We start from the raw sequence: 12,400 nt of genomic DNA on the forward strand, positions 1-12,400 counted from the left end.
GGGGCTTAAGGAATATCGACCACAATCACCGAGATATTGTCGGCCCCGCCCCCGTCCAGCGCGATCTGGATCAACTGATCGGCGACGGTTTCAATCGGCATCTCGGACAGAGCCTTTTCCAGCATCGGGAAGGTCGCGTATTTGCTTAGACCGTCCGAGCAGATCAGGAACCGGTCGCCCGGCTGAACCTCGCCCCGGATCTTGTCCAGTTCCAGCACATCCCCGACACCAACCGCACGATTGATCGCATTTGATTGGGGATGCTGTTCCGCTTCATCCCAGCTCATTTGGCCCGCCAACACCAGATCGGCCACAACCGAGTGATCGGTGGTCAGCATTTGAATCTGGTTGTCACGCAGCAAATAGATGCGGCTGTCGCCCGCCCACAAACCGACGAAATGGCCGTTGGCCAGCATCATACAGGCAACGGTCGTGCCCATGGTTTTACCGCCACGGGTCTCAGCCTCTTGACGGATTGCCGAATGCGCTTGCTGTAACACATCCCGCAACTTCACCAGTCGATCCGCTGGTGGCAGTCCCGGCGGGATCGCCGCGACCATGTCAGCGACAAGACGGCTGGCGTAATCGCCCCCTTCGTGGCCGCCCATACCGTCCGCGACCATCCAAAGGCTTTCCTCGGGCAGGGCCAAAACGGCATCTTCATTGAGCTTGCGCTTGAGGCCGACATGGCTGCGGGCGCTGTACCGAACGCGGTGACTTGAATTCATAGTGGCCTTGCCTCGGTCCAGACTGCAGCGTGAAGATTAAACAAACCTTGCATGTTTGATCCTTGCGGTAAACCTTCGCAGACCATCATCCGAGGGACGCCGCCGATGTCAGTGCTCCAGATTGTCGGAGACCGATAGCGATGCGCGACCAACCCCGCCGCGAGGTCGGGCAACAGACTGTCAGCGACTTCCCCGCGCGTCAGAACCAGCGTGTTTCCCTCGGCCCGAACCGGGGAAGTCGGCTCTTGTAATGGAACCACCAACGCCTCCAATCCCTCGGCCAGTTTGTCCCGCGTCATGTCATCCTCAAGCGCAGCCAAAGCCAAGTCTTCTAGCTGGCGGTATGTCGCCTCGGCCCGGAAGTGAGACAGAATTGCCGAACCTTCATTAGATACGCCCGATACCAAAGTCAGGGGAAACCGTCGTCCGACCCGATCCACTGATGGCATCAAAACGCCCAACATCTTTTGCGGGCCTGCCAATCCCGGAGCCAGACAAAACCGCCAAATGGGTGCGGACATGTAATGCGCGTCCCACACAGGTCCCAAAGCTTCAGCCGCGTTTAACATGCTGTGCTGAATCCAGGTATCCCAGGGCTGGACGAAATCCTGTGAAACCCCCAGCCGAAAAAAATCTCCGACCGAAGGCATCTTACCAAACGCGCCAAACCCAGCCCGCTGCATCAGAACGATTTAGGGCAGCTGAACTTTTGCAGCGCCGGAAGGGCAAATGGGTTGATGACCGAGCCAGATTGCAACTGGAAGATCGCAATGCGGCCGCCGACATTGAAGATCACCTTCTTGCGGTCCGATACGTTGGTCCGCCGCACCTCGGCCGCGTCCAGAAGGCGGAACCACGCCCATGGCCCGTCCTTGGACAACACACTTTCGATGTTGCGTTTGTCGGGCTGGAACGTGACCCGCGCCAATCCAACCTGCCCCGGCCACGTCACCGCCATCGGCGAAGGCAACCCGCCGCGATGGCGGAATTCCAGCGATTGGCCGTCAATCTCAAGCGTGACGCCCTTGGCTTTGGGGTCCAGCGCCTCGGGCATGATCTGGAACTGAATCTGCGGCTGAGGGCCTGCGGCAAAGAAAGCCTCGCGGATTTCGGCGGCGTTCTGGAATTGGGTGAGAACGGCCTGGCTGATGCCCAAATCCGCCTCGTTCACGCTGCTTTTCCAACTCCACGGGCGCGTGCGCATGTCCACGTGTTTGGCGAGGTTGTCCGTAAAGAACGTGTCGATCAGACCTTGCGGCCCAAACAACCGGCTGAAATCGCCCATCGCCACATCCGCACCTGACCTGCGGCTGAACGGGTAGCGGTCAGTGACGACCTGCTCGCAGAAGGGCAGCACATTGGCCTGCCAGCGTGCGTTCAGCGAGGCCCGTGTACTGTCAGACGTGATCCCCGACGATCCGTCGATGATCTGCACCGCCCAGCGTTCCATTGGGCCGGGAATGCGAGCCGCTTCTTGCTGAAACTGCTGCAGCGCCTGCCCGGACTCGCCGCCGGAGGTTCCGCTGAAGGACATCTTGTTCAGTTCCTGATAGACGCCCGTCAACGATCCCATCAACTGATCCAATTGCGAGGGCTGCCCCTCGGGCCGGTCCACAAGCTGGTGCAGCCAGGCAAACCGATCCTCGACATATTGGCCAGGCTCTTGCACCGGCTGTGACGCAGTCGCGCCGCTGGATTTGGCCAAGGCCTCCAGCAGGATTTGCGTCTGGACCGAGGTCGCCGACTGCAACTCGAGGCTGGCCGCGCTGGACAGTCCTTCACCCAGAGCATCCGAATTGGGCAGAACCGATCGGCTTTCGGTCAGCTTCGTCTCGTCCGAGATCGAGTTCAGGATATTCACGATAGGCGAGGTCGGGCCGGACAGCACATTGGTCACTTCGACAGCGTGGCTGAGGCTTTCCATCGGCACGATGTCGATATCGCCCAGCATCGCGTCATAGCGCGCAATGTAGTCGTTGTAATACAGGTCCAGCACATCGCGGCTGAGCGCGGCCAGCGCCAGTTCGGTCTGTTCCGCCTCGCCGCGCGGGCCCAGAACCCAGCTTTCCTTTTGCACCCGTTTGGCTACGCCAACTGCTTCGCCGACAAATACGTCGTTGAAACCGCGGTAGGTAAAGATCCCCTCGATCCCGTCATTCAACGGTTTGCCCGAGGACCGCACCAAAACGCGCGCAACCGCAGGGCCGCCGACCTCGGTGATCCGCCATTCAGGCAGAGCCGTCGCGGACGGGCTTGAGATGATCCCGTTATACACGCGCTGCGCCAGTGGCAGTTCAGACAGCAGACCCTGTATCTGCTCGACCATGGGCCCGTTCAACGCCACAGCCTGCATCGGCTGGCTCAGCAATGCCTCAAGATGGTCGTTCAGATCATCGCGAAACTCCTCGCGCGAGGGGCCGGGGAAGGACACCGTCCAGTCGATATTCATCCATTCCTTGACAAGGTTCTGGTTCATCGGCCCTTGCAGACCCAACATCAGATAAACCTTCAGCGCCTCATACAGCACATCGGGGTTGTTGATATTGGCGCTCATCTGTTCTTCGAGACGCAGCAACAAGCGCGGCAGAAGGCGCTGATTCAGCGCCGCGCGGTAGGTTTGCGCCGCCTGCGTGCCAATCACATCCCCCTGATACAGGCCATAGGTCAGGCGCGTTTCAGGGTCCGGGTCGGACAGGGTCGGGTTCGCGGGCAGATCGCGCAGTGTGTTCAGCGCTTGCACTACTGGCACCAGATCGGTATCGCCCACCGGGCTGGGCGGCAGAGTCGCGGCCGCGGCCTGATAAGCGGACACGCCGTCTTGTGCCTCAGCGATCAGTTCGGAATTGCCCGAGAAGCTGCGAACCAGCAGGGCACCCACTGCAACAGCGGCAATCAGCGTCGCCGCGACCGAGGCCCATTTGGTGATCTTATAGCGCCGCTCAACCTTGTCATCGGCGCTGACCAGACCGGCCTCGCGGAAGATCACCTGATCAAACAGGCGGGTCAGGAAATACGACCGGCCCGAGCCCTGACCCGAACCAATCGCCTGACGTCCGATCCCGAAGGTACGCGCCATGCCCAACATCAGCCGGTCAATGGGGGTGCCTTCTTGCGTGCCGGATGTGAAATAGACCCCGCGCAACATGTGGCGGTGTTGATAGCGGCTGTCCTGAAACACCTCGGTCAGGAATTCATGCGCCACTTTGCGGAACGAGGCCACCTGCATCGGGAAGCCCGCAACCAAGGCGCGGCGCTGGGGGTCTGTCTCGGCCTGCATCCGCTCCAGCGACTGGGCGTTCAAACGGCCCAGCAGCAACGCGAATTCCTCGTCAAAGGCGGCGACCGGGGATTGCTCAGACCGGGACTTGTCCAATGGCAAGGTAAAACCCCAAACCTGTTCACGATCTTCCTTGCCCAGATTGTCATAGAACTCGGCAAACCCGGCAATCAGGTCGGCCTTGGTGAACAGGATATAAACTGGAAAGCGCACGCCCAGTTTTTCGCGCAACTCTTCCAGACGGCGGCGCACGGCTTTGGCGTGCTCTTTCTGGGTGATCTCATCCTGCAAAGACAGATCCGACAACGAGATCGCGATCATCGCCCCGTTGATCGGCTGTCGCTTGCGGTATTTCTTGAGCAGCCCAAGGAACCCGATCCACGCCGCGTTGTCGACCTGCGCGTCGCTTTCCTGTGTCGTGTATCGCCCGGCCGTATCGATCAGAACGGCGTTTTCGGTGAACCACCAATCGCAGTTGCGCGTGCCGCCAACACCACCAATCGCGGTTTTACCCATCTCATCTGCCAGCGGAAAGTTCAGGCCGGAATTCACAATGGCTGTGGTCTTGCCCGCGCCCGGAGGGCCGATCATCACGTACCACGGCAGCTCATTCAGATGCCGCCGTCCGTTCTTGGACTTGCGCAGCTCTGCCATTGCGGTTTTCAACTTGCCGCGTAATTCCGAGATTTCGCTGTCGATCATGTCGCCGCCGTCGCTGACGGCTTCGGTGATTTCTTCGGTCAGCTTCTTTTCGCGACGACGACGAACAAAGAAGATGGTTAGCGCAATGATCAGGAAAAACGCATAAATCACACCGCACCAGATCAACCGCGCCGTCATCCCATCCAAAGGACGCCATTCATCCGACCCAATAAGTGGTCCGAAAAAATAAAGGCACAAGGACAACGCCGTCGCCGTAAAAAACAGCACGGTGTAAATCGACATGAAGATGAATCTCAAGATTCTACGGGCGGTCATTGAGTATCCTCCTGCACCAACAGGACTTCGATCCGGCGGTTGGTGGCGCGGCCTTCACGGGTGGAATTGTCGGCAATCGGGTCACTGTCGGCCCGACCTTCGGCGCTGAGGCGATTGGGGTCGGTCAATTCGGGTGACATCTTATTCATCACCGATTTTGCGCGCGCCAGCGACAAGGCGAGGTTGGACGGAAAGCGCGCTGACCGGATTGGCACATTGTCCGAATGTCCGGTCACGATCACCGTGCCCGGCTCAGCATTTAGCGCCACGGCAACCCGACGCACCGGCTCTTGGAATTTGTCTTGCAGACTGTCCGAGCCTGACCCGAACATACCCGACCCCTTGATACGGATGACCAGCGTATTGCCTTTCTCAAAAACCTCGACCAGCCCCTCGTCAATCTCGGGTTGAAGGAATTCGACGACCTTCGCGATCTGAGGTTGCGCCTGCGGAGGAGGCGGAGGTGGCGGAGGCGCGCGGCGCTGCAGCTCGGTCACGGGACCCGCGTCGATCACCGACATCTGACCCACAAGATTTTCCGTCTTGTTCGACAGGACATAAGACAGACCACTAAATTCAATCACCAGCAAAAGCGCCGTCACGCCAAGCGCGATCCAGACCGGTTTCCACATGCTAAGCGCACGGTATGGCTTATCCACACCTTCCCAATGCGGGGCCAGATCATGCTCAACGGGACCGCGCTGCGCCCGGATGACCCGAGCCAGGCCCTGCCGGATTTGCAGATGCTTGTCCGGGCCGCCTTGTTCGACCCGCAAGCGGCCTTCAAAGCCCAGCGACAGGCACATATAGACGAATTCCAGCAGTTCGATATTGTTCGCGGGCTCCTGTTCCAGCCGCGCCAGAAGGTCATAGAACCGATCCCCACCCACCGTCTCGCGGTGGAAAGTGCCGACAAGTGATTGCGTCGCCCAACTGGACTGGCCGCCCCACGGCGTGTTCAGCACCACATCATCCAGCGTCGCGCACAGCGCATAACGCGCCACCTTGACCGACTGCGCCGGGATGCCCGCCTGTAGGGCGGCATTTTCAAAGCTGCGCACCTCGGCCACCACGCTTTGGCGCAGCTTGTCGGGGTCCATGTGTTGCGCGCGGTTGCGGATACGGCTGATCAGTGAAAACAAAGGCGCGGCGCAGGCGTTCAGCCGGTTCATCCCAGTTGCGGCCACCTGTTCCCCACCGCCTTGTGGCGGGCGCGACTGTGGGGCCTGCGCCGGAGGTACGCCATATCCGTCCCCTCCCGCAGCGGGCTGCGGCTGAGGCGCTTCCATCGGCTCGGGGTAACCCGCCGGTTGCTGAGGCGCGGCGGGTTGTTGCGGCATGGTCCCGGCCTGACGTCGTCCACCCGGGTTGGGGCGGATGACCGTCTTGTCTGTATCGTCCGGTTCGGCAAAAGGATCGTTGTCGGACATGATCTACCTGCTTCCTCACAGCGCCCGCATGGTCCAGTGGTCCACGCGGGCAGCCCCATCAATTTGTTTCGTACCAACCAGCTGCCCGGACGGCTACTGATTGCGGATCGCCCAGAGCTCCATCTGCAAGCCGGGATATTGCCCCGACACATGCACCGCGATCCCGCCCGAAGTTGTCATCTTGCTCCAATACGGGCTGGCGGCATCCAATTCGAAATAGACCACGCCCGAATGGTACGGAATCTGGCGCGGCGCGACCGGTAGTGGGCGCAAGGTGATGCCCGGCAGGGCCGAGTTCACCAATTGGCGGATTTCCTCAACCGGGCCGGTTTTGGCCTGACCCGCAAAGTGCCGCCGCACATCTTCGGCGGGGATATCGGCATTAACCGCCAGCACAAATCCGGCCGAGCCGATCAACTTGCGGTCAGCAATCACACCGACACTGATGCCGTATTTGCGCGGCTCCAACGGGATCGAGATCGCCGTCTGTTCCAGCACCGAGCTGAGATATTGGCGCAGCACCCGGATCACCGGAGCGAAACTTTCGGTCAGGTTGTCGTGCTGGTAGGCGGGGAATTGCACGGCTTCTTTCTCGGCGCTCATGAAGGTGGCCAATTCACCGGCAAGGGCTGCGCAAACGCGGTAGACGTGTTCGGGGTGCACGTTTTCGATATTGGCGAAATGGCGCACCAGGGGCAGGTTGCGGTTGATCACCATCAACAGCAGGAAATCCGAAATCTCGGCAGCACCCTTGGCGGGTCCACCTTCGGACAGCCGCCCGGCCAATGCCTGCATCCGGTGCGACAGCATCCCCTCAAGCTCATTCATGAACCCCGCCAGTGCCGGGGCTGCGCGCACATCCAGGACCGAGGGCACAAAGCCGCGATCCAGAACAATCTCTTTGTCGGGGCGCACTTCGATGATGCGGGCAATCGGAATGGCCAGTTTGTCGGCCAGATCGTCCACCGCCAACGCAAATTGAAGCCGCAGCTTGCCAACGCCCAGCGTCACCGGCTTTTTCTGCTGGCTCATCACGTCGGTGATTTCCTGTTCGGCGGGACGCAGGCGGCTGACGGACTGTTCCGCACCGCTCAGATCTACCTCAGATGCGCCTTGACGCCGCTGCGGTACGGTCAGGTAAACAACGCAATCCTTGATCGTTTCGGGCACTTCCAAAGCGGGCGGATGGTCTTCGGCCTGCGGAACGCGAAACACCTGCCCGTCCGGCGTCAGCCCTGAACAGGATTTCAGCGCAATCTGCCCGACCTTGAGCACCTCGTCATCCAGTTCAAGCGCACTCAGCCCCCAGGCATAGGGTGTAACCCGGCGCGCAAGCCCGGCCACCAGCGCCTCGGTATACCGGTCGGCCTGCTGGAAATGGTGGGGCTGCAAAAACAACCCTTCGGTCCAAAGCACCTTGCTGTCCCAGGACAATGGCTGCCCTCCCTTGTTATTGCGCCCGATGGGGCGTTACTTCAGCTTTTCCAGCTGTTCTTTATACGCACGCGCGAATTCCCGGCTGAAGAGATCGTGAAAATCATTCTCGGCCTGATCCGAAATTTCCGCATACATCTTTTCATACACTTCCCAATATTGGGCCTTCTTACCCTTGAAAAGTGACCCAAGTTTGCCGGAGCCTTCGATTTTCCCGGCCAGCACCTCGGGGTCGAGCCGCGACAACACACCTTTGAGCGCGGCCTCCATCCCTGTGACCATGGCGACCTCATGGGCCTTGATATCGTTCAACGCCTCAGCGGTTGCCTCCTCAGAAGCGAGGTAGCCTTTGACCCGCGGTTTCACCAGCGCCTCGATCGCCTGTTCGGCACTGATCGAAAACTTCAGCGGGTTGTTTCCGCCTGCGCTGATCATCGTCTGGTCAATGCGGAATTCGGACTTGATCGAGGTGCGCGTCATCAGAATTTCGCGCAGACCCGTGATCATTGCCCGTAACACGCGCCCCATCCGGCCCATCGTGGCGGGCAGATCGGCATCGTCGATGCGCAAGTCATCGACCTCCAGCGCCTCAAGCAGAGCACGGGCGGCGGATTGGTCGCCACTTGCCGCAGCGGGCGCAGGGGTTTCGACGACTGTGGGCTCATTCGCAGGCTCGGGCGCAGGGGGCGGAGCCACAGGTTCCGACGGCAGAGGTGGGGCCGCACGCACGCCCGGTGTTGGCTTGGCCGGTGGAGCGGCAGGTTCCGGCGGTGGCGCAGCAAACGGGTCCGAAGAGGACGGCTCTGGCGGCGACAGGAAATCGTCATCCCAATCGTCGGGGATCAGGTTCGCGCCGTCGCCACTGGTGGGCGCTGAAAACGCATCCGTAGCCGAGGGGTTGTGCATGGGGTCGCTCGCGCCCATGCCCTGATGCGCATCGGCAGGTTTGGCAAAGAACGGGTCATCATCACCGAGCGGTGGCAACAGTTCGTCCATGGGATCAGGCGTTGCGATCTGGCCCGGTCCTTTGGGGGCTTCACCACCCAGCAGGTCGTCCAGAAAATCCCCTCCCGGCGAGGGCGCGTCCAGCAAATCCAGCGGGTCCGGCGCGTTTTGCGACTGTCCGGGCGAGACATTGCCCTGCTGCATCGGCTGCGGGATCATCTCTTCGAACGAGGGTAAATCGGCGCCGATCTCGACCACCATCTCATAACCGCCCGCCGTCAGCACATCGCCATTGTTCAGCGGTGTCGGCGTTCGACCCAAAGCAATCTTTGAATAGTTCAGAAAGGTCCCGTTGGTCGACAGGTCCACGATCACCACGTTGCCATTGTGATCCTCGATCACGAAATGGTTCTTGCTGAGTGTCCGCTCGGGGTCGGGCAAAACAAGATCATTGGCCGGACCGCGCCCTACGGTCAGCGATCCCCCCTGCATCGACACAGGACGCCCGTCGCCCGGCACGACGCCGGTGGATTGGAATTTGAGCGTGACCGTCATACTTCTGTCTTCATCCTCCGACCAGCACGGTAAATTCACCTTTGACGATAGGTCCGCCACAGGCGCAGGTATCCATCACCCGCGCAGCTGGCATCTTGCCAATCAGTACCGTCGCCGAGCCTTTGATGATCGGGTGCGGAAAGGCGGGTGTGGCCATGTCAAAAATGCGAGCGGCAGGCATCTTACCCACCAACACCGTGGGGCAGCAGGGCGGCAGGATCGGCATCGGCGCAGGCACCGGTGCGGGGGGTGCAGGCGGCGGGGCCAGAAACGTACAGGTGTGTAGATCCGCGACGCGGGCTTGTGGAAATCCCATGTCTATTCCTTCGCCTCAAGATTGCCGTTTCCACCACGAGCGATATCAAGGCCACGGTCGATCAGCAATTGCACATAAGCGTCGAAATCGCCCTCATGATAGCCCATCGCTGTGACATTCATCGCGAATGCCAACGCTTCGGCTGCGCCATGCGGGGCCGGCATCGACGCAAGCTCGCCCGTGCCAAGCGTGCCGTCGGCATAGAGCACGCCCATGGCGCAATTTATGGTCTCATCATCGGGCTCGGCCAGATCAATCGTATGCTCGGCCTTTTCGCGATTTTCCTGCGTCGGGCGAAACACCCAAGCCTCGGACGCCGCCAGAGACGGCGTGTTGTGATCGGGCGCAGCTCCGATATAGTCGCGCGCAGCCAGACACGACCACCAGACCCGTTCGCGCGGCGGCAGAGCCACGCCCAGCAACCGCAACATGTCAATCGGTGCGCCTTTTTCTTCAAGCTCGGCCAGAACAACGTCCAGAGGCGCACTGGCCGGTGCATCCAGCTTGGTGCCCAGCCGCGCATTGGCATCCGCCAGCATCCGGGCGGCAGGCATCTGGGGTGTCTTGGTCAAATTGGCAAATCGTTCGCTCATCCGTTCGCCCCTTAGTTAATCATCGTCACGCCACCCTTAAGGGTCAGCATAGCATCGCCGCTGACCGTCGTCAGTGGGCTTTTTGCGTCCATCTTGGCGGTCGCCTGCACATTGATCATTGTGCTTTTGATCGTCACCGAGGTCGGATCCAGCTTAATTGACGAGGTCCCGACTTTCAGCTCGATTGACTGCATGGCTGTCATGGTGATCTTGCCCGCCTTGGCATCGACCTGAATGTTCCCCAGTTTCACAGTCGTCGTTTTGTTACCGGAATCGACCGACGTGACCATGTTGCCTTGCTTGATCGTTTCGGTGTCGTTGCCGGTAACGGTGCGGGTGGATTTGCCCTCGATCGTTTCAGTCTGGTCAGTCTTGATGCTGACCTTCTGACTGCCGGTTTCAATCGTGAAGGTATGATTCCCTTCCTTGATCGTTTCATTCACGTCTTTCTTCACCACCTGGCTCAGGCAACCGTCGCCGCCGTTGCCCCCCGTGTCCAGCTTGTCATAGCCTATCGTGACCGTAGACTTGTTCTTGACCAGCTTCTCATGATCTTTCTGCGCCTGAAAGCGCACCAGTTCCGCATCCTTTTTGTCTTCGAACATCAGTTCGTTAAATGTGTCGGGTTTGCCTTTCTCGGACGACCGGGTCCTGATCCCGGACTGCGTCTGGTTTGCCGGCAAATCATAGGGCGGCATCGTTTCGGCGTTATACAACATACCAGTGCAAATGGGTCTGTCGGGATCGCCCTCTTCAAACTGGATGACGACCTCTTGCCCGATCCGGGGGATATGGATCATGCCCCAGTTCTTACCGGACCACGGGGTGACGACACGCACCCAGCAAGACGTCTTCTCATCCTTCTTGCCCACACGATCCCAATGGAACTGAACTTTAATCCGGCCATATTTGTCGGTGTGGATTTCCTTGCCCGAAGGGCCGGTGACGATGGCCGTGTGAAGCCCTGCAATCTCGGGCCAGGGCGTAGTGCGGGCGTTACGGTATTGAACCTTTTTGGGCTGAACGTCGAATTCAACCATATACATTTCGCTAATGTCTTCGGGAAATTCCAACGCGCCTGTATCCAGGTCTTTGGAGTTCTTTTCAAAACCGTAGCCTTCGGTCGTCTGTAGATAGAAGGTAGCCGCCGTGACCAGATATTCCTGGTTCTGATCTTTGTCGGGATGTTCTTTCAAGGTGAAGGTCTTGCCGACCTCCATCGCCCGGACCGAGGCACGGCCCCGGCGGCGGTCATATTCGGTTTCTTCAGCCTCCATCCGAACCTGCGCGCGGGGTTTGCCCTTGTTGGCGTCAATGTAATGACCGGGCGTGTCATACAGCTCGTACTTGTTGTGCTTGTGATCGGGCGAAAGGATGGTTTTCGACACCGAGGCCATTTTGGCACTGGGTGTCTCAAAATTGAAATCTCCTAAAGCAACGACACCGGGAACGATTTGCTGCGCGCTGGCCCATTCAGTCACGCTGTCGGGCAGGCGCTGTTCATAATCGTCGCCCGCCCGGTAAAACAGGTCTGAACTCCCGGTCAGCGGCGTGTGCCCCGACAGCCCGTCACACAGGACCAACGTTTCATATTTGTTGTCCGCCTTCGCATAGTCGAAGAAGTAATAAATGCCCTCTTCCTGCATCAGGCGTGAGACAAAGTCGAAATCGGTTTCCCGGTACTGAACGCAATATTCCCTCTGTTCATAGGTTCCGCTCAGCTTCTTCTGGAAGTCCGAGAACCCGTGCGCTTTGAAAACATCTTCGATGATCTTGTCGGCTGTCATGTTCTGGAAGATGCGACTGTTGGTGGTCTGTTGCAGCATCCAGAACCACGGGCGCAGCTCGGCCAGCAGATGCACGAACCCATCCCGCAGCGCCAGCCGTTCGACGCGCACGATCGTGCCGGTGAACTTGCGTTCTTTCCCCTCGCCCGAAGCCATATGGATTGTAAGAATTTTACCCAGCAGCTCTTCCAGCTTGATGGTTTTGTCGGGCGACAGCATCTCGACCTGGATCTCAGTCAGTTCACCCATCTTCTCGGTGATGATCGCGCGACGAATGACAAGCTCGTCTTCCTTATATTTATAACTGCCCGTGATCCGAAGCGGCCATTCCTTGCTTTGCAGACTGTCAGACATTTC

The 12,400-nt window shown here is 59.5% G+C and carries 9 protein-coding genes; all 9 read right to left on the reverse strand.

The genetic code is table 11. The annotated features are described in order from the left end of the window. Positions 1-5: 5 nt before the first annotated feature. On the reverse strand, positions 6-728 hold the full coding sequence (locus ACR3EG_RS01175) for a PP2C family protein-serine/threonine phosphatase (protein WP_170356391.1): 723 nt from the start codon (positions 726-728) through the stop codon (positions 6-8). Beyond that, complete coding sequence (gene tagF / locus ACR3EG_RS01180) at positions 725-1,411, reverse strand: type VI secretion system-associated protein TagF (protein WP_480482189.1); 687 nt, start codon at positions 1,409-1,411, stop codon at positions 725-727. The genes ACR3EG_RS01175 and tagF overlap by 4 nt, the downstream gene beginning before the upstream one ends. Continuing rightward, positions 1,411-4,983 (reverse strand): type VI secretion system membrane subunit TssM, encoded by a 3,573-nt coding sequence (tssM, locus tag ACR3EG_RS01185; RefSeq protein ID WP_480482191.1) that lies wholly within the window; start codon positions 4,981-4,983, stop codon positions 1,411-1,413. Before tssM ends, tagF begins: the two co-directional genes overlap by 1 nt. Beyond that, positions 4,980-6,413, reverse strand: a complete 1,434-nt coding sequence (gene tssL, locus ACR3EG_RS01190) for a type VI secretion system protein TssL, long form (RefSeq protein ID WP_480482193.1) — start codon at positions 6,411-6,413, stop codon at positions 4,980-4,982. The genes tssM and tssL overlap by 4 nt, the downstream gene beginning before the upstream one ends. 93 nt (positions 6,414-6,506) lie before the next feature. After that, positions 6,507-7,847 carry a type VI secretion system baseplate subunit TssK gene (gene tssK / locus ACR3EG_RS01195; protein ID WP_480482195.1) on the reverse strand — a complete coding sequence of 447 codons (1,341 nt, stop codon included), beginning with the start codon at positions 7,845-7,847 and terminating at the stop codon, positions 6,507-6,509. Positions 7,848-7,883: 36 nt separating this feature from the next. After that, a complete protein-coding gene (gene tagH, locus ACR3EG_RS01200) occupies positions 7,884-9,347 on the reverse strand; it encodes a type VI secretion system-associated FHA domain protein TagH (RefSeq protein WP_480482197.1) in 1,464 nt (487 codons plus the stop codon). Positions 9,348-9,357: 10 nt separating this feature from the next. Continuing rightward, a complete protein-coding gene (locus ACR3EG_RS01205; RefSeq protein ID WP_170356385.1) occupies positions 9,358-9,663 on the reverse strand; it encodes a PAAR domain-containing protein in 306 nt (101 codons plus the stop codon). Between the two features lie 2 nt (positions 9,664-9,665). Continuing rightward, positions 9,666-10,256: a DUF6931 family protein gene (locus tag ACR3EG_RS01210; RefSeq protein WP_353391756.1), complete on the reverse strand. Its 591-nt coding sequence runs from the start codon at positions 10,254-10,256 to the stop codon at positions 9,666-9,668. A gap of 11 nt (positions 10,257-10,267) precedes the next feature. Further along, the gene (locus ACR3EG_RS01215; RefSeq protein WP_480482199.1) at positions 10,268-12,397 is read right to left on the reverse strand and encodes a type VI secretion system Vgr family protein; all 2,130 of its coding nucleotides are present in this window, start codon (positions 12,395-12,397) and stop codon (positions 10,268-10,270) included. Positions 12,398-12,400: the final 3 nt, after the last annotated feature.

The sequence above is a fragment of the Ruegeria sp. AM7 genome (assembly GCF_056535965.1).

What these genes read in the sequence shown, in the direction of transcription:
- tagF (WP_480482189.1), bottom strand. Translation starts at nt 1,411, where the DNA reads ATGCAGCGGGCTGGGTTTGGCGCGTTTGGTAAGATGCCTTCGGTCGGA.
- ACR3EG_RS01205 (WP_170356385.1), bottom strand. Translation starts at nt 9,663, where the DNA reads ATGGGATTTCCACAAGCCCGCGTCGCGGATCTACACACCTGTACGTTT.
- tssL (WP_480482193.1), bottom strand. Translation starts at nt 6,413, where the DNA reads ATGTCCGACAACGATCCTTTTGCCGAACCGGACGATACAGACAAGACG.
- tagH (WP_480482197.1), bottom strand. Translation starts at nt 9,347, where the DNA reads ATGACGGTCACGCTCAAATTCCAATCCACCGGCGTCGTGCCGGGCGAC.
- ACR3EG_RS01210 (WP_353391756.1), bottom strand. Translation starts at nt 10,256, where the DNA reads ATGAGCGAACGATTTGCCAATTTGACCAAGACACCCCAGATGCCTGCC.
- ACR3EG_RS01215 (WP_480482199.1), bottom strand. Translation starts at nt 12,397, where the DNA reads ATGTCTGACAGTCTGCAAAGCAAGGAATGGCCGCTTCGGATCACGGGC.
- tssM (WP_480482191.1), bottom strand. Translation starts at nt 4,983, where the DNA reads ATGACCGCCCGTAGAATCTTGAGATTCATCTTCATGTCGATTTACACC.
- ACR3EG_RS01175 (WP_170356391.1), bottom strand. Translation starts at nt 728, where the DNA reads ATGAATTCAAGTCACCGCGTTCGGTACAGCGCCCGCAGCCATGTCGGC.